The 16,749-nt window shown below is 73.0% G+C and carries 17 protein-coding genes and 1 pseudogene; 11 read left to right on the top strand and 7 right to left on the bottom strand.

What is annotated here, in order from left to right; all coding sequences use genetic code 11:
* Positions 1 to 109: 109 nt before the first annotated feature.
* Positions 110 to 2,323, bottom strand: a complete 2,214-nt coding sequence (locus ACFV2S_RS10145) for an FUSC family protein (protein WP_385556007.1) — start codon at positions 2,321 to 2,323, stop codon at positions 110 to 112.
* A 162-nt stretch (positions 2,324 to 2,485) separates the two neighbouring features.
* On the opposite strand from ACFV2S_RS10145, the gene ACFV2S_RS10140 reads away from it, so the two are divergent.
* Together ACFV2S_RS10140 and ACFV2S_RS10135 are read left to right on the top strand one after the other, a co-directional pair.
* Positions 2,486 to 4,006 (top strand): MFS transporter, encoded by a 1,521-nt coding sequence (locus ACFV2S_RS10140; protein WP_385556257.1) that lies wholly within the window; start codon positions 2,486 to 2,488, stop codon positions 4,004 to 4,006.
* Positions 4,007 to 4,257: 251 nt separating this feature from the next.
* Positions 4,258 to 4,776 carry a TetR family transcriptional regulator gene (locus ACFV2S_RS10135; protein WP_385556255.1) on the top strand — a complete coding sequence of 173 codons (519 nt, stop codon included), beginning with the start codon at positions 4,258 to 4,260 and terminating at the stop codon, positions 4,774 to 4,776.
* A gap of 18 nt (positions 4,777 to 4,794) precedes the next feature.
* On the opposite strand, the gene ACFV2S_RS10130 is transcribed toward ACFV2S_RS10135, so the two are convergent.
* Complete coding sequence (locus ACFV2S_RS10130; protein ID WP_385556005.1) at positions 4,795 to 5,499, bottom strand: response regulator; 705 nt, start codon at positions 5,497 to 5,499, stop codon at positions 4,795 to 4,797.
* 17 nt (positions 5,500 to 5,516) lie between these two features.
* Positions 5,517 to 6,695, bottom strand: coding sequence for a sensor histidine kinase (locus ACFV2S_RS10125; RefSeq protein WP_385556003.1), 1,179 nt, complete (start codon positions 6,693 to 6,695; stop codon positions 5,517 to 5,519).
* Between the two features lie 301 nt (positions 6,696 to 6,996).
* On the opposite strand from ACFV2S_RS10125, the gene ACFV2S_RS10120 reads away from it, so the two are divergent.
* The gene (locus tag ACFV2S_RS10120; protein ID WP_385556001.1) at positions 6,997 to 7,395 is read left to right on the top strand and encodes a hypothetical protein; all 399 of its coding nucleotides are present in this window, start codon (positions 6,997 to 6,999) and stop codon (positions 7,393 to 7,395) included.
* 140 nt (positions 7,396 to 7,535) lie between these two features.
* On the top strand, positions 7,536 to 8,267 hold the full coding sequence (locus ACFV2S_RS10115; protein WP_385555999.1) for a DUF4232 domain-containing protein: 732 nt from the start codon (positions 7,536 to 7,538) through the stop codon (positions 8,265 to 8,267).
* Positions 8,268 to 8,302: 35 nt separating this feature from the next.
* Here ACFV2S_RS10115 and ACFV2S_RS10110 read toward each other — a convergent pair whose 3' ends face one another.
* On the bottom strand, positions 8,303 to 8,452 hold the full coding sequence (locus tag ACFV2S_RS10110; RefSeq protein WP_385555997.1) for a hypothetical protein: 150 nt from the start codon (positions 8,450 to 8,452) through the stop codon (positions 8,303 to 8,305).
* Between ACFV2S_RS10110 and ACFV2S_RS10105 the strand changes: the two genes are divergently transcribed.
* Positions 8,439 to 9,095, top strand: coding sequence for a maleylpyruvate isomerase N-terminal domain-containing protein (locus ACFV2S_RS10105; protein ID WP_385555996.1), 657 nt, complete (start codon positions 8,439 to 8,441; stop codon positions 9,093 to 9,095). The two genes, ACFV2S_RS10110 and ACFV2S_RS10105, sit on opposite strands and share 14 nt — an antisense overlap.
* 142 nt (positions 9,096 to 9,237) lie before the next feature.
* A complete protein-coding gene (locus ACFV2S_RS10100; RefSeq protein WP_385555994.1) occupies positions 9,238 to 9,681 on the top strand; it encodes a hypothetical protein in 444 nt (147 codons plus the stop codon).
* 116 nt (positions 9,682 to 9,797) lie between these two features.
* On the opposite strand, the gene ACFV2S_RS10095 is transcribed toward ACFV2S_RS10100, so the two are convergent.
* Positions 9,798 to 10,031: a hypothetical protein gene (locus tag ACFV2S_RS10095; protein ID WP_383789719.1), complete on the bottom strand. Its 234-nt coding sequence runs from the start codon at positions 10,029 to 10,031 to the stop codon at positions 9,798 to 9,800.
* Positions 10,032 to 10,360: 329 nt separating this feature from the next.
* The gene (locus ACFV2S_RS10090) at positions 10,361 to 11,302 is read right to left on the bottom strand and encodes a LysR family transcriptional regulator (RefSeq protein WP_385555992.1); all 942 of its coding nucleotides are present in this window, start codon (positions 11,300 to 11,302) and stop codon (positions 10,361 to 10,363) included.
* Positions 11,303 to 11,373: 71 nt separating this feature from the next.
* Between ACFV2S_RS10090 and ACFV2S_RS10085 the strand changes: the two genes are divergently transcribed.
* From ACFV2S_RS10085 to ACFV2S_RS10065, 5 genes are all read left to right on the top strand, one after another.
* Entirely contained in the window at positions 11,374 to 12,036 is a 663-nt protein-coding gene (locus ACFV2S_RS10085) for a maleylpyruvate isomerase family mycothiol-dependent enzyme (RefSeq protein WP_385555990.1), read from the top strand.
* Positions 12,033 to 12,578: a DUF1772 domain-containing protein gene (locus ACFV2S_RS10080; protein ID WP_385555988.1), complete on the top strand. Its 546-nt coding sequence runs from the start codon at positions 12,033 to 12,035 to the stop codon at positions 12,576 to 12,578. Before ACFV2S_RS10085 ends, ACFV2S_RS10080 begins: the two co-directional genes overlap by 4 nt.
* A gap of 92 nt (positions 12,579 to 12,670) precedes the next feature.
* A complete protein-coding gene (locus ACFV2S_RS10075) occupies positions 12,671 to 13,129 on the top strand; it encodes a group II truncated hemoglobin (protein ID WP_385555986.1) in 459 nt (152 codons plus the stop codon).
* 107 nt (positions 13,130 to 13,236) lie between these two features.
* Complete coding sequence (locus ACFV2S_RS10070) at positions 13,237 to 13,359, top strand: hypothetical protein (protein ID WP_385555984.1); 123 nt, start codon at positions 13,237 to 13,239, stop codon at positions 13,357 to 13,359.
* Positions 13,360 to 13,505: 146 nt separating this feature from the next.
* A complete protein-coding gene (locus ACFV2S_RS10065) occupies positions 13,506 to 14,717 on the top strand; it encodes a DUF2254 family protein (protein ID WP_385556253.1) in 1,212 nt (403 codons plus the stop codon).
* A 704-nt stretch (positions 14,718 to 15,421) separates the two neighbouring features.
* Here the strand turns inward: ACFV2S_RS10065 and ACFV2S_RS10060 are convergent.
* Positions 15,422 to 16,483, bottom strand: a pseudogene (locus ACFV2S_RS10060) (sulfatase-like hydrolase/transferase); the annotation flags it as partial.
* Between the last annotated feature and the right edge of the window lie 266 nt (positions 16,484 to 16,749).

Raw genomic sequence — 16,749 nt, 5'->3', positions numbered from 1 at the left:
CACCTGAGTCCTTTCGTACGAACGTGGCGTTCCGTCAGAAGCGGACTTCCGCAAAGGAACTCAGGCTACGGCGTCATGAGCATGCCCAGCGGATCGCCAGGGGGCGGATTCAGGACGATGCGCCGCGGTGGCCGTCGGGGGCGGCGTCGGGCCCGCCGTCGGGGGCGGCGGCGCCGTCGCCCGCGAGGCGTACGAGGTCCGTCGTCAGATTGGCCAGCCAGGACACGGTCGCGTAGTACGCGCGCGGTGCGCCGGGCGGGTCGGCGGCGAGGGCGGCCGTGAGGGAGGGCAGCGCCGTGGCGTGGGGCGGTACCGGCGTGTCGGGCGCCTCCGGCGTGTCCCCGCTGGGATCCATCCGGGCGGAGGTCAGCAGCATGCCCGCCGCGACCCGGTCGCCCGCGCGGACGACGGACTCCGCGGCTTCCGTCCCGAGCGGCGGAACCACGACCGGCTCGGGCGGTACGAGAAGCCGGTCGGCGCCCCACAGCGTGTGGTGCCCGGCGATCAGCGCGGCCTGCCAGTCCTGGCCGGACGACGGCCGCCCGGGCCCCTTGGGTTCGCTCTGGTACTGCGCGTACGCCGACTCCGCCAGGACCAGGGCGTGCTGCAGCGACCGGTGTCCCGGTGCGGTGAGCACCGGCACACGCCGTCCGCCGGCCGCGATCTGCGCCGTCGTGGCCACGACGATCTCCGCGGCGATCCGCAGGAGCACCGCGGCCGACCGCCGGAGCTCGTCGTGGGCCCCCCGGGGCCAGGCCAGCAGCCCGAACACCGCGCCGATCGCGCTGCCGGTCAGCACGTCGAGCAGCCGGAACTCGGCGAGCTGCCAGGTGGCGGGTGCCAGCTGCGCGAAGACCAGGGCGACCACCACCGTGAACAGCGCCTGCGCCCACCCGACGCCCTTCACCGGCCCCAGGGTGAAGGTGACCAGCATCAGCGGCGGCAGCGCGACCGCGTAGACCTCGATGTCGGTGCCGACCAGCGCCAGCAGGGCCGCCGCGACCAGCGCGCCGACGAGCGTGCCGGTCAGCGCGATCCGCTCCGTCGTCCGGGTCTCCCGTACCGTCGTGCGGGTCAGGGTCAGGGTGGCCAGCAGCACCCAGAATCCGTGCGGGAGCGTGTCGATGCCCGCGATCAACCGGGCCGCCGCCAGGGCGAGGCTGATCCGTACGGCGTTCTGGAAGAACACCGACCGGCCGCCGACGTGGCCCGAGAGGCGTCGCCACCAGAGTCGTGGTGCCCGCATCCGCGCGTACCAGAACCGGCCGGGCGCCGGTGGGTCGGCCGCCCGTCCCCGTACGGCGATGTCGGCCGCGGTGGACATGGCGAGCGCCGCGTCCGTCACCTCCAGGAGCGCCGCGTTGCGGCGCAGCGCGGCGGGCGTGGCGCCCTCGGCCGCCGCGAGTGCCTCCCGGACCTGCCTCAGCCGGGCGTGCGCCCGGCCGTCGGGGGCTCGGCCCCGCAGCCGGGCCGCGGTCTCCCGCGCCGCTTCCGCGACCGCCCGCAGCGGGTCGGTGCCTCCCGCCCCCGGCTGTTCGGCCGCGCCGGAGGGTACCGCGCGGACCGCCGCGGGCGGCGGCATCACCACGAGCCGTCCGAGCAGGGTGCGCGTCGCGAGTCCCATGTGGGCCAGCGCCCTGGGCCGCACCCCCGCCCCGGCCGGCCGCTCGGCCTCCGGGACCTGGGAGGAGCGGAGGCCCGTGCTCAGGGCCCGGGCGGTGCGCAGCTGGGCCTCGGGCAGCGTGTACGGGGCGGACCGCAGCCGGTCCGCGCAGTCCGCCGCGCCCGCGGCGGCCCGGGCGGCCCGCTCGTGGTAGGGCAGGGCCGCCGGCTCGGGCAGCAGGGTGACCTCCGCGATGATCAGCAGGACGAGTCCGAAGGTCGCCCCTCCCAGGCGTTCGCCCAGCGAACCGGGGTCGTAGGGCGGGAACGACGGCAGGATGTACATCAGCTGCAGGCCCGTCGCCGCGCCCGCGAACCGTGGCCCTCCGACGGCCATGAAGGCCAGTGCGAACCCGACGACCAGCATGCCGACCACGGCGCTCCACGTCCGCACGGACAGGTACGTGCCGAGCGTGATCAGCACCCAGCACACCGGTACCGCGCCCAGCAGCACCACGGCCCGCTGGCGCCCGGACCCGGGGATGCGGGAGAGCCCGGCCATGGCGATCGCGCCGAACAGCGCGTACGTCGCGGCGATCGCCGAGTCGAAGCCGTAGAGGAGTACGTAGAAGCCGGCCGCGGCGGTGAGCGTGACGCGCAGCGCCCCGCGCGCCGCCGCCCGGTAGGCGGTCGGCAGTCGGTGCGGGGAGGCGTCACCCATGTCCCCAGGATCACCCGCCCCACGGCGCCCGGCACGACGGGGCACGTGACCCGGCAGGAACCGGCACCCCGGCCTTGGCCATGGGTGCACACGTGTTTACCCTGGGGGTGAACACGTGTGCACCCCCTCCGCCTCCCGCCCTCGCACCGCCTCTGGAGCACGATGTCCGTCGCCGGATCCGCATCGGAACCCCTCTCGGCGTCCCCGCCCGGCCCGCCGCCCGCACCCGCCCTCTCCCGGCTCGTCGTCCCCGTCCTGGCCTTCTGCGGCATGGTCGTCGCCGTCATGCAGACCCTCGTCGTCCCGCTGCTGCCGCACGTCCCCGAGCTGACCGGGGCGAGCACCGGCGCCGCGGGCTGGCTCGTCACCGTGACCCTCCTCACCGGCGCGGTGTTCACCCCGGTGCTCGGGCGGGTCGGCGACATGTACGGCAAGCGGCGGGTGCTCCTCGCGTCGCTCGGGGTGCTCACCCTCGGTTCCGTGCTCTGCGCGCTCAGCTCCGACATCGGCGTACTGATCACCGGCCGGGCCCTCCAGGGCGCGGCTCTCGCGGTGATCCCGCTCGGCATCAGCATCATCCGCGACGAGCTGCCCGCCGAACGCGTCCTGCCGTCGATCGCGCTGATGAGCTCCACCCTCGGCATCGGCGCGGCGATCGGGCTGCCCATAGCCGCCGTGGTGATGGAGAACTTCGACTGGCACACCATGTTCTGGGCGTCCGCGGCGCTCGGCCTGCTCGACCTCCTGCTCGTGCTGGCGATCGTGCCGGAGTCGGGCGTGCGGTCCCCGGGGCGCTTCGACGTGCCGGGCACGCTGGGACTCGCCGTCGTGCTGGTCGGTGTGCTCCTCGCGATCACGCAGGGCTCCGACTGGGGCTGGACGTCCGTGCCGACGCTCGGCCTGCTCGGCGCCTCGGTGGTCGTCGGGCTGCTCTGGGGCCGGTACGAACTGCGCACCCCGTCCCCGATCATGGACCTGAGGGTGTCCGGCCGGCCCGCCGTGCTGCTGACCAACGTCGCGGCCCTGCTGATCGGCTTCTCGTTCTACGCCAACTCCCTGGTCACCGCCCAGCTCGTGCAGGAGCCCACGAGCACCGGGTACGGCCTCGGCGCCTCCCTCGTCGTCAGCGGACTCTGCCTGCTGCCCGGCGGGCTCGCGATGGTGGCCCTGTCGCCTCTCTCGGCGCGGATCTCCGCCACGTACGGTCCCCGCACGGCGCTCGCCGTCGCGGCCGTCGTCATGTCCGTCGGCTACGTGGTGCGCTTCTTCACCAGCCACAGCCTGTGGCTGATCGTCGCCGGCGCCACCGTGGTCGCCTGCGGCACCGCCATCGCGTACTCCGCGCTGCCCGCGCTCGTGATGCGGGCCGTACCGGTGAGCGAGACCGCGTCGGCCAACGGCCTCAACACCCTGATGCGCTCCGTCGGGCAGGCCTGCTGCAGCGCCGTGGTCACCGCCGTGCTGGCCCGTGTGACCTTCGTGGCGCACGGCCGTACCGCACCGACGCTCCACGCGTACCTGCTGATCTTCCTGGTCGCCGCCGGAGCGGCTCTCGCCGCCCTCGTCGCCACCCTCCTGCTGCCGTCCGACCGGCCGGGCCGGGACACCGCGCGCGGCGGCGAACGGCCGGGCGGTACGGTCACGGTGTCACCACCCGCCAGCGCCGCCCGAGGGAACGCATGAGCACCGCCGACGAAGCCACCTCTCCGGCCACCGCCGACCCGGATCGAAGCATCCGCCCGCACGCCGGGGTCTCCCCCAGGCACGGAGCGGGCAGGGACCAGGAGCCAGGACGGCCGGGAGGGGGGACGGACCAGGAGCCAGGACGGCCAGGAGCGGGGACGGACCCGGAGCCAGGACGGACTGGAGGGGACGGAGGCCCGGAGTTCGGACGGCCGGGAGCGGAGGAGGGCCCGGGGACCGGACGCGATGCCATCATCCGCGCCGCACGGCGGGCGTTCACGCTCAAGCCGTACGCCGAGGTCACCATGCGCGGCATCGCCGCGGCGGCCGGGGTGAGCCCCTCCCTGATCGTCAAGCGCTTCGGCACCAAGGAAGCCCTGTTCAACACGGTCGTCGACTTCCGTCCGGCCGCGGCCGAGCTCTTCGGGGCTCCGCTTCCCGGTCTCGGCCGGCACCTGGTCCTGACCATGGTCGACCTCCGCGACCGGCTCCGCGGCGACCCCCTCCTGCGCGTGGTCTTCTCGCTCGGCATCGAGGACGAGCGCACCCTGCTGCGCGCCCGTTTCCGCGAGCAGGTCACCGACCACCTCACCGGCCTGCTCACCGGCCCCGACGCCCGGCTGCGCGCCGAGCTGATCGCCGGTCAGCTCCTGGGCCTGGGCGCCACGCTGAGCCTGCACCGCCCCGACGGCGCCACCGCCCACACCACCACCGACCGCCTCGCGGACCTCTACGCCCCCGGCATCCAGAGCCTCGTCGACGGGCCGTGAGGGGCTCCGCTCCCCCGCTCAGGGCGTGCGTGGACTCCCGCCGGGCGCGACGAGACCCGTCTCGTACGCCAGCACCACCATCTGCGCCCTGCTGTTCAGGTCGAGCTTCGCCATGGTGCGGTTGAGGTGCGTCTTGACGGTCGCCTCGGAGATGAACAGCCGCTCCGCGATCTCCGCGTTGGACCTGCCGGTGCCCGCCAGTCGCAGCACCTCCGTCTCGCGGGCCGTGAGCTGCGCGATCTCCGGTCGCCGTGCGCCGGGTTCGACGGGTTCGCCGGGTTCCGACGTGCGGGTGAAGGCCTCCACCAGGCGCCGCGTCACGCTCGGGGCGAAGAGGGCGTCGCCTCCCGCGACCGCCGCCACCGCGGCGAGCAGCCGCTTCGGGCCGGTGTCCTTGAGGATGAAGCCGCTGGCGCCCGCGCGCAGGGCCCGGTAGACGTACTCGTCGAGGTCGAAGGTGGTGAGCATCAGGATCCGGGGCGGCGGGCCCGCCCCTTCGGCGGCGTCGGCCAGGATCCGGCGCGCCGCGTCGATGCCGTTCATCCGGGGCATGCGGATGTCCATCAGGATGACGTCGGGCCGCAGCCCGGCGGCCTGGGCGACGGCCTCGTCGCCGTCTCCCGCCTCCCCGACGACGGTCATGCCGTCGGTCGCCTCCAGCAGTCCCACGATGCCGGCGCGTATGAGGTACTGGTCGTCGACCACGAGTACGCGGATCGTCATGGCCGGCCGCTCCCCCTTCAGGTGTCGGCCTGCGTCTCTCCTGCCGTGGCGGTGGAGGTCGGCAGTGTCAGCCGCACGTGGAAGCCCCCTTCGGGGCCTGGGCCTGTCGTCACGGCACCGCCGTAGAGCTTCGCGCGTTCGTGCATCCCGATCAAGCCATGGCCTCCCCCGGCGTCGACTCTGGCCGGATCCGGGCCCGGCCCGTCGTCCGTGACGCTCACCAGGAGGCGGTGGGTCTCGTACCGGACCGTCACCACGGCACCGCCCGGCCGGGCGTGCTTCAGTACGTTGGTGAGGGCCTCCTGCACCACCCGGTAGGCGCACAGCTCCGCACCGGGCGGCAGCGTCCGGGGCTCTCCCTCCACAACGAGCTCGACGGGCACGCCCCCGGCGTCCATCCGTGCGGCCATGTCCGCGAGACCGCCGAGCGTGGGCATGGGAGCGTACGACTCGGGGGCGCTGTCCCCCGCGCGGAGCAGGGTCAGCATCCGCCGCATCTCCTCCAGGGCCTCGCTGGAGGTGTCGGCGATGGTGCCGAGGGCTTTCCGGGCGGTGCCGGGATCGGTGTCGAAGACGTAGTCGGCGAGCCCCGACTGCACGGCGATCACCGATATGTGGTGGGCGATCACGTCGTGCAGCTCGCGGGCGATCCGCGCCTGCTCCTCGGCCACGGCCCGGAGCGCCTTGGCGTCGCGTTCCTCCTGGAGTTGCGCGGCGAGCTCGGCCAGCCGCTGCCCCCGGCGTTCGGACTCGCGCGCGGACTGGCCGAATCTCACCAGTACGGCCGGAACCACGATCCCCAGGGCGGCGGCTGCCGCCACCGAGCCTTCGGGGGCCACGAAGCCTCCGTACAGCCAGATCACTCCGAGGGCCGCGCCCGCGGTGACCGCCGTGCGCGGCGGGCGGGTGGACGCGAGGGTGTAGAGGGCCAGCTGTGCGGCGAGGCTGTTCACCACCGGCCAGTAGCCGAGCGCGATGTACACCGTCCACAGGGCGAAGATGCCGCCCGTCACCGCGTCCGGGTGGCGGTGCCGCCAGCACAGCAGCAGGTGGACGGCGAGCGTCAGCAGGAAGCCGGCCGCGTCCAGCGGCGGATATCCCTCGCCGGTGTCCTGGCGGCCGAGCAGCAGCGCGCACCCCAGGACCGCCGTCGCGATGCCGGTGTCCAGGAACAGGGGGGATCGGGGTATCGGCACCCGCGGACGCTGCATCGGCGCAGCCTACTCGCGGACCCGGCGCGCGGCGTCAACCGTACGCGGTACCACGGCCGGTGGAGGCGAAGACCGTACGGTGCCCGGTCCGCTGCCGCGCGGGGCCTACCGCCAGGGTTTACCCGTTGTCCACCAGCGGGTTGACGCCGGGGCCGACGGCTCCCGCGTAGCGTCACGGCCACCGACTCGGCGGCTCACCGACAAGGCCTCGCGCCCTCTGTCGACGCCGAGCGGGTCGATCCACCGGCCGTGTTGCCGGCTCCGGCACCAGAACCGAAGGAGACCCATGTTCAGCCTGCGTCAGTCGAACCGGACCCGGTCCGGGAGCAAGACGGTCCGCAACGCCCTCGTCGTGGCGGCCGCGGCCGCCTCGGCCCTCGTCCTGGCGGCTCCCTCCGCCGGAGCCGCGGGTGTTCCCGGCGGGGCGGGCAGCGCGACGTGGTACTCCAACGGGGACAAGCTCACCATCTGCGACAACGCCGCGGACAACAAGTCCGTGGTGGTGCAGGCGAGCTTCACGAGCACCCTGAAGTGGCACACCAGCGGAGCCGGCAAGTGCACCGACCGCTCGTACGGCGACCTCGCCGAGGGCTTCTCCTTCTCCTTCCGCGTCTGCCTCGGCGACTACAGCGAAGGGATCTACTACCCGGCCACGTGCAGCGGCTGGGTCGGCGCCGTCGCCTGACGGTGACGCACGGGGGGCGGCCCCGGCGGTCTCAGGACGGCCGGGGCCGGTGCCGAGGGGACCTCTCCTCCGTCCCCTCCGCCGGCGCAGCACAGAGCCGTTCGGGTCACTCGCACCACAAGAACTTCACGGGGAGCACCATGCACACCGCCCTCAGCGCCTGGAAGACCTACGTCCTGGGAGGCGTCGCCCTCGCCGCGCTCGTCGCCTCGACAGGCTGTCAGGCGAACGACGAAGCGAAGGGGACGGGCACGCCCGCGCCGTCCGCCACCAGCGCGACCAGCGTCTCGGACCCTCCGAGCGCATCGAGCACCACCCCGCCCGCCGACGGGGGGACGAGCGCTCCCGCCACCACGAGCGCCCGGCCCCCGACCGCCGCATCGCCCGCCGCGAGCGGCTCCGCCGGCAAGGGCTCCGAGAACAGCGGAAAGACCACCAGGGCCTGCACCGACGAGAACATCGCCGTCACCGCGAAGGCCGAGCCGCACGACTCGCTCCGGCACCTCACCCTGACGGCCACCAACATCGGCGACAGGACCTGCACCCTCTACAAGTACGCGCTCATACGTTTCGACGAAGGCTCCTACGACGAGGTCGGCCCCCTCGAGTCCAACTGGCACGCCGTCGCCACGCTCGCGCCGGGCGAGAAGGCGTACGCGGGCATGCGGCTGTTCGTGGCCGGCGAGGAGACCCGGGCGGTGCAGACGCTGACCCTGGGCTTCCAGGGCCGCGACTCGGCCGACGAGATCGGCTCGCCGATCGACGTCCCGCTGCCCGACGGAAGCCCCATCCTGAACATCGGCCCCACGCCCGGGGTCACGTTCTGGGACACCGACCTCAAGTCCGTCCAGAGGTACACCTTCGCGAGGTGACGGGGGGCGGCGCGGTCGCCGGTGCCGGTACGGGCTCAGGTGCCGGTGCTGGTGCTGGTGCCGGTGCTGGTGCCGGTGCTGGTGCCGGTGCTGGTGCCGGTGCCGGTCCCGGCACCGGTCACGCATGGCACGGAGACCCGGCGGGCCCGCCCGAGTTGGTAGCTTGCGGGCGTGGACGACTTCACCCGCTCGTGGACCGCACTGCGCGAGGCCGTCGCCGGTCTGTCCGACGAGGACTTCGCCCGGCCGTCGGGCTGCGCCGGCTGGCTCGTACGCGACCTGGTCTGCCACCTCGTCATCGACGCCCAGGACGTCCTGATCACCCTCGCGACCCCCGTCGGCACGCCGCCGACGCGCGACGCCGCGAGCTACTGGGAGGTCGCCGGCGCGCCGCCGACCGGTGACGACCCGCTCGACGCGCTCACCGTACGGCTCGCCGCCGCGTACGAGGACCCGGGACTGCTGAAGTTCCACCTCGACGACGTCGGCGCCGCGGCCGGAAGGGCCGCCGTGCTCGCCACCCCCGGCCTCGCGGTCGGAACGCGCGGAGAGGTGCTCGCCGTCGGCGACTACCTCTGCGCGTACGTCCTGGAGTGGACCCTGCACCACCTGGACCTGGTGGCGCGCCTCGGAGGGGCACCACGACCGCCCGCGGAGAGCCTGGCCGCCGCGCGTGAGCTCCTGGAGCGGATCGCCGGGGCGCCGTTCCCGGCCGAACTGTCCGACACGGATGCCCTGCTCGTGGGAACGGGCCGCCGCGCGCCGAGCGCGGAGGAGCAGGCTCTGCTGTCCGCGACGGCTGCCCGGTTCCCGCTCTGGCTCGGCTGAAGGGGCCACGCCCGGAGCGGCGGGTGGACCCGGCGCCGGGAAGTACGACTTGAACATGTTCAAACCCCGTGCCAGGGTACGGCGTGGGTTCCCGAGTCCCCCGGTCGCGTGCGCGGCCCGCGGAACCCGCTGGGAGTGGAACATGCCGCGTCGCCGACGAACCGCGCTGATCCTGCCCGTCGTGGCCCTCGCCCTGACGGCCTGCGGAAGGCTCACCGTCATGCCGCCGCCGGAAGGCGAGCCGGTCCGGCTGAAGCCGGCCGACCTGACGACCACGTGGACCGACGCCGACGGCGGCACCCTCACGCTGAAGCAGGACGGGACGTTCGTCGCCCACGAGGTCTGCGTCGCCGTCGCCTGGTACGACAGTCTGGCCTGGTCCGGGACCGGCACCTGGGAGCACGGGTCCAACAAGAAGCAGAGCTTCGTCGATGTGACCTTCGACGCCGATCACCCCGAAGTGCGCGGACGGGTGCCGGACGCCTACGGCGCGTTGAAGCAGGGCGAGGTCCTGAAGCTCTGGGCCGCCATCGGCGATCCGGACAACGACTACCCGAACTGCGTCCTGACCAGCCCGGCCGGCTGACTCCGGCGACGAACGGCCCGCTCTCGATGAGAGAGCGGGCCGTTGACGCATCCCGTGCGCGAGCACGGGATGCGAGGTTCCGAGGAACCGCACCCGTTGCCGGGTGGGACAGCAGGTCAGTGGGCGCCGAGGTAGGCGAACTCCGCGCCCTCTTCCCAGCCCTTCTCCGAACACGAACCCGTGAAGATCGTTCCGTACACCGACGGAACGCCCGTCAGCGCGCAGTGCGAGCTGAAGCCGGCGCCACCCTCGGAGAAGCTTCCGATTCCGACGCCGTCGTGGGCGAGCGCGGCGCCGGCGCCACCGAACAGAATGCCCACAGCCAGAACAGACGCGGCCAGAGAACGCATAACCACTCCTCAAGAGCTCTGAATGACGTGCCAGAAATGACCCGTCGCGCGGTCAAACGCCACGTCGGGCGACGGGTCACGCATTCTCACTCCAATGCCGGAAAGTCCGTCCGGAGGCCACAGGAGTGCAGAAACGATGCACTTCAGAGGGCCGTTGGAAAACCGCTGCTTCGACAACGAGAATTCCCCGGAAGCGCTCGGCAGTGAAAGTACAAGTGGTATTTACCGGAGAAGGGAAGTCAGCAGAATCCTTTCACCGACCGGAGTCGGCCGGGCGGGGATTCCTTCGGGGAGTCATTCCCGACGCCTCGGGCGGCCGCACCGCTTCGTCACGGTGAAGCCGTCGCTTCGGCCGGTGTCGACGGCGGCTCCGGGAGGCTCTCGCGCAGGCGGTCCAGGAGGACCCGGGCCGCCGGGCTCGACGGGCCGGCGGCCTGCCACGCGAGCACGACGCGGGCACGCATCTCGGGCTCGACGATCCGGAGAGTACGGAGCCGGCCGCCGAGCGGGACGTCTGCCTCACCCGCGGGGAGCACGGCGATGCCGAGTCCCCTCGCGGCGAGCTGCGCGAGCACGTGTGGGGCTGCCGCCTCGAAGGTGACCCGGGGCCGGAACCCCGCCCGCGCACCACCCCGTTCGAGCGCCGCGCGCACCCCCGTACCGCGCGGGAGGGAGATCAGCGGCCGCTCGCGCAGATCGGCGAGCGGGACGCTCGTGCCGCCGACGTGGGCGAGAAGCGGATCGTCCGGCGCGACGGCGGCCACCAGCGGGACGTCGATCAGCAGCTGGAACTCCGCTCCCGGCGGTGGCGCGTCCTCCGCCGTCCCGAGGAACGCGATGTCGAGTTCGCCGGCCAGGAGCGCGGCCTGCATGCGCTCCGTGGAGTCCTCGGTGAGTGCCACCTCCACCGACGGGTGGTCCGCGTGGAAGTCCGCGAGGAAGGCGGCGATGTCGAAGGCGTGCCCGGTGGCTCCGGAGACCAGTCCGAGGGTGACCCGGCCGCGCAGCAGCCCGGTGTACGCGTCCACCGTCTCCCGCACGGCGTCCGCCGCGGCCAGTGCCGCGCGGGCGAACGGCAGGACCGCCCGGCCCACCTCGGTCGGTGTCACCGACCGGCCGGACCGGTCGAGCAGCGGCTGCCCGACTTCCTTCTCCAGCTGCCGGATCTGGGCACTGAGGCCCGGCTGGGCCAGATGCAGCCGGGTCGCGGCGCGCGTGAAACCGCCCTCGTCGACGACGGACACGAAGTAGCGCAGCTGACGAAGCTCCATAACCACTGATTCTAGAGCGCAGCAGAACTATCTACTGGAACTATCGATCGGCAGGCCGCAGGCTTGCTCGCATGGAGAACGCGACGACCCGCAAGGGGAAGCTCACCGTGGTCAGGGACGCGATCGCGGCGGAGCGCCGAGAACTGGCCGATCTGTTCGACACCCTGAGCGACGAGCAGTGGAACGAGCAGAGCCTGTGCGGGGGATGGCGGGTTCGTGACGTGGTGGCGCACATGTCGACGGGATTCCGGCACTCCCTCCCCGCGACGCTCGGCGAGCTGGTCAAGGCACGCGGGAACCTTCACCGCATGACGGACAGGGTCGCACGCAGGGACGCGGCCGCCCATTCCACGTCGGCCCTCGCGGCCTTCCTGCGGGACAACGCCCACCATCCGTGGACGCCTCCGGTCGGCGGGCCGGCGGCGGCACTCGGCCACGACGTGGTGCACGGCCTGGACATCACCGTCGCGCTCGGCCTCGACCGGCGCGTCCCCGAGGACCGGTTGCGGATCCTGCTCGACCAGATCCGGCCCAGCGGCCTCAGGTTCTTCGGCGTCGACCTCGACGGGCTACGGCTGCGCGCCGAGGACCTCGACTGGTCGTACGGCTCCGGCTCCCCCGTGTCCGGCACCGCCCAGGACCTCCTGTCGCTGGCGTACGGCCGCAAGCTCCCGGCCGGCCGGCTCCGGGGCGAGCCGAGCGTCCGCTTCACCCGCCGGGCGGACGGAGCATGACCCAGATGCGCGTACGGCTCCTCCTGGGCCTGTCCCTGCTGTCGACCGGGCTGCTCTCCGGCGCCTTCGGCTACGGCGCCGCCAACCTCGTCCCCACCTTCCGTTCCGTGCCGATCGAGATGAGGCTCGACTTCCACGCCGAGCTGATGAAGTGGAACGGGATCACCGTCCAGGGAGCGATGGTGGTCTCGGCTCTCAGCGCCCTGGCCCTGGCCGCCGTGACACGCCGGCGGACCCGCGTTCTCGCGGGCACGGCCGGGGCCCTGACCGTCTCGTCCTTCCTGATCACCCGCTTCGGCAACGTCCCGATCAACGGACGCATCAAGCAGTGGGCGGTCACCGCTCCACCGGCCGACCACGCGGAGGTCCTGCGACGGTGGGAGCTCTTCAACGATGCCCGCACCCTCACCGCCGTCGCCGCCTTCGGCCTCCTGATCGCCGTCGCGCTGCACCGGCAGGCACACGACCCGCCCACCGCCGAGGCCCCCCGCGCGCCGGAAGAGGGGCGGCCCGCGCCGCGCCCGCCCGCGCCGGCCGAGTGACCGGTGTCGCCCCGCCGAGAGCGAACATCCTTGGATCCGGGCCCTGTTGTGTGAAAGCTGGGGGCACACATCCCGGATCACGGAGGCCTTCCATGAGCGCCGAGCACACGAACACCCTGTACGAGGCCGTGGGAGGCGCCGACGCGCTGCGCCGGCTCTCCGAGACGTTCTACGAGGGGGTCCTCTCCGATCCCCTCCTCGCCCCCGTCTTCGCCGACTTCACCGCCACCCATGTGGAGCACGTGGCCGTCTGGCTGGCCGAGGTCTTCTCCGGGCCTGCCGAGTTCACGGAGCGGCACGGCGGGCACCAGGCCCTGCTCCGCGCCCATCTCGGGCTCGGGATCACGGAGGAGCAGCGCCTGCGCTGGATGGAGCTCATGACGGCGGCCGTCGAGAAGGAGCTGCCGGACGACGCCCTGCTGCGCCGCCGGGTCATGGAGTACTTCGACTGGGGCACACGTATCGCCGAGGACGTCTCGGCCTCGGCCCCTGGCACGGACCTCGGAGACCCCGGCCCCACGCCGCGCTGGGGGTGGGACGGCCTGGCCTGACGCATCCCCCGCGCCCGGCGGCCCGCCCCCGCCCGACGGGCCCTCGCATTCGCTCGATCGGAGCGTGACCCGTACGGGCCGGCTCGCGTTTCATCGGCGCCGCCGACGTGTGCGTCCAGGAACTCGCCGTGGTGCCCGCCCTCAGCGACTGGCCCGGAGACCACAAGAACAACTGCTCCCCCGGCGACGTCATCGACCACTCAGGCGGCATCCAGGCGCCCGGTCACTGACTGCGCACGCCCGCGGCCCCCGTCGAGGATGACCCGTCCGGCCGAATCGCGGCATGTCGCCTTGAGTCGGCCCGGCTCGGGTCCGAGCGTTTCCTCGCCGCGACCGCGCACCTGATCGGAGAACCCCCTTGGACGCCCCGCCTCTGATGCTGTTCGGTCCGGACCGCTCGGCGGAGCGGGTGGTGCGGCCACGGCGTGCGCTCCGCGCGGGCGTCGCCCAGGTGTTCGCGGCGGTCGCGGGGCTGGCGCTCGGGCTGCTCCTGCCCGGCATCGACGGCGGATACCAGGTGGCCGCCGTGCGGGCCGTCGACGTGCTGAAGGTCGTCGGCGTGGGGGTCCTGAGCGTCACGACGCTGATCTTCTCGCTGCTCTTCCTTGTCGTGCAGTGGGCGGCCGGGAACTTCAGTCACCGGCTGCTCCTCTTCCGGACCGACCCGGTGGTCTGGCGGGTCTTCGCCCTCGTGGTGGGTCTCCTGGTGTACTCGGTGACGGCGACACTGGCCATCGGTTCGCACCGGACGGTGTCCGTCTCCGTGCCCACGACCGCCCTGGTACTGACCGGGGCCGCCCTCGTACTGGTCCGCAGGCTCCAGCTGACCGCCCTGCGCTCCATCCAGCTCGCCCACGTCCTCGCCGACGTGCGGCAACGGGGGCAGAAGGTCCTGCGGGCCCTCTACCCGGAGGACTCCACGGGCGGCGAGGCCCGCCGCCTGCCGGACGTCACGTCGACGGTGGTGTGGGCCGGGGACTCGGTCCTCCTGGCCCAGGTGGACGTGCTGCGGCTGGTGAGGACGGCGACGCGGGCCGACGCCGTAGTGGTCCTGAAGGTTCCGGTGGGAGTCGCTCTCCAGCCGGGGGACGTGGTGGCCGACGTACGCGGGGGCCGGGTGCCGGACGCGGAGGTGCTCGCGGCGGTGGTCGGCGAGGTCGAGCGGGTGTTCCACCAGGATCCGACCCTCGCGTTCCGGCTCCTGTCCGACATCGGGCTGAGGGCCCTCTCCCCCGCGATCAACGATCCCGCGACGGCCGTGCAGGCCCTGGACGCCACGGAGGGCCTGCTGCGGCCGATCGCCTCCGCGGACCTGGGCGACCGGTCGATCGCCGACGAGGCGGGGGCCGTCAGGGTGGTGATGCGTCTTCCGTCCTGGGACGACTTCCTGCGGGTCGGATTCGACGACCTGTGCCGCGCGGCCTCGGACCAGCCCATGGTGCTGTCCCACGCACACGAACTCCTCGGCCGGCTGCGCGCACGGGCGCGGGAGGACCGACGGCGTTCCCTGGACGAGCGAATGGCCTGGGTGGAAGGGGAGCTGACGTCCCGGCACCCGGCTTTCCTGCGCGGCACGGTCGGCCGCTGAGGCGTGGGCGGCGCGGCAAGATTGTGGTCCCTTGCTCGACGCGGCAGATCGCGAATCGTGATCGGCGCCGCAGTCGTGGGCCGGCCGGGTCGTGTCGGCGCCGCCGGCCGGGTCGCGGCCGGCGGCGCCTCCCCGGCCCTCAGCGTCCCGTCGCGGCGGCTCCCGCCGAGGCAGGCCGGTCGGTGTCCCCGTGCCACGTGGGCCAGCCGAGGAGCCGGGGGCGCTCGGTGACCCACGGCGCGGGATTCCTCGCCGATCTCGGCGTCGATCAGCGACTCCAGGAGGCCGGAGCACCGCAGGACGAGGTCACGATGGGCCGGGTCCGCCGCGAGGTTGCGGACCTCGCCCGGGTCCGTCAGTCGGTCGTACAGGACGACGTCGTTGTCGGCGAACAGGGATTCGAGATCTCTCGGCCGGTTCGGGTTCAGCGGGGAGAAGTAGCGCCCGAACGTGTACCGCTCGTCCGTGTACCCGCGCAGGAAGCCCCGCTTGGCCCAGTCGGGCCGCAGGGCACCGGACTGGATGCGCGCCTGGGCGTCGGGGTCGGCGAACTCGAACCAGAACGACGCGTCCAGGGTCACGATCGACTCGACCGCGGAGAGGACTCCCGCGCGTACGGGGGATCCGTGGAGGACCGGGACGAGAGAGTGTCCCTTGAGTGCGGGGAACCGGGTGGCGGTCTCCTCGGGTGCCACACCCGCGCACGCGAGCAGGGTCGGCGCGAGGTCCACCGCCGAGCCGAGGGCCTCGGTGCGGGCGCCGCCGGGGACGTCGGGGTGGCTGAGGATGAAGGGAACGTGGAAGTTCTCGTCGTAGACCAGGTTGCCCTTCTGGCGCAGGCCGTGGGAGCCGGCCAGCTCCCCGTGGTCGGCGGTGAAGACGACGACGGTACGGTCCGCCTGGCCCGACGCCTCCAGGGCGTCGAGGACCAGCTCCACGCTGCGGTCGACGTCGCGCAGCGCGTTGAGATAGAAGTTCAGGCCGTCGTACCAGTGCGCGTCGTCGGCGACGGGCCCGAAGACGGTGTCGAGCATGCGCGAGAACTCGGCCACCGCGGGGGCCGCGCCCGACAGGTCGTCGTGCAGGCTGTCGGGCAGGTCGAAGTCCCACCGCCGCCGGTACACGGGGATGTCCGCCGCCGCCTTGGCGACCACCGCGTGCGCGAGGCCGAACGGCAGCTCGACCTGGGGGGAGCCGCCGTAGTCGAAGCTCATGATGTCGTGCGGGTTGACGAAGTTCACGGCCATGAACCACGGCTGGTCGGCGGCCACGACCGGGGCCCTGTCCCGCAGCCACCGCGCCGCCTGGCCGGCGATCACGGGGTCGACCTTCAACCCCGCCCACGCGCCTCCGTCGATGTCGCCCCAGTCGTTGAACTCGCTGAATCCGTAGGGCTCCAGGGCGTCCCTGGTGGATCCGGGGCGGTCGGGGGTGACGTAGGCGTTCGAGAGGTGCCACTTCCCCTGGTAGGTGGAGTAGTAGCCGGCCGAGCGCAGCCTCGTCCCCAAGGTCCCCAGGCCGGGGTCGAGCGGGCGGATGTACGGCATGTTGTCGTTGTCGTAGATCTCGGTGACGGGCAGGTGCCGGCCGGTGTAGAGCACGGACCGGGCGGAGCTGCACATCGCGGAGGCGGAGTAGAACCGTTCGAAGGTCGTCCCCCTCGCGGCCAGCCGTTCCCGGGCGGGTAGGGAGAACCCGTCGGGGCGGGGAATCACCGCCCGCTCCTCGTCGGTGACGATCAACAGGATGTTCGGCCGATGTGTCATGGGCCCGTGCCCTTCGTTGCTTCTCGCGCGGCGGCGTTCCCCCGTGAATGTAGGAGCGGGCGCGGCCGGCGTGGAGGACAGACACGGGGCGTGGGGCCGTCCGGGTGACGCGGCCCGATCGGCGGGGAGCGGAGCCCTTCTCCCGGCCCGGTCCTCAGGCGACAGAGCCGAGGGTCCGTACACATCAACGGCACATGTCACGGCGGCCGTTGCGATACACCTGATAGTGTGAACACGTTCAAAAAGGGGCGTCCTCTCAGCCAGGA

The sequence above is a fragment of the Streptomyces sp. NPDC059695 genome (assembly GCF_042733785.1).
Classification (GTDB): Bacteria; Actinomycetota; Actinomycetes; order Streptomycetales; family Streptomycetaceae; genus Streptomyces.
Note: the sequence above shows the minus strand (reverse complement) of the source record. Positions and strands in the feature narration are given on the sequence as shown.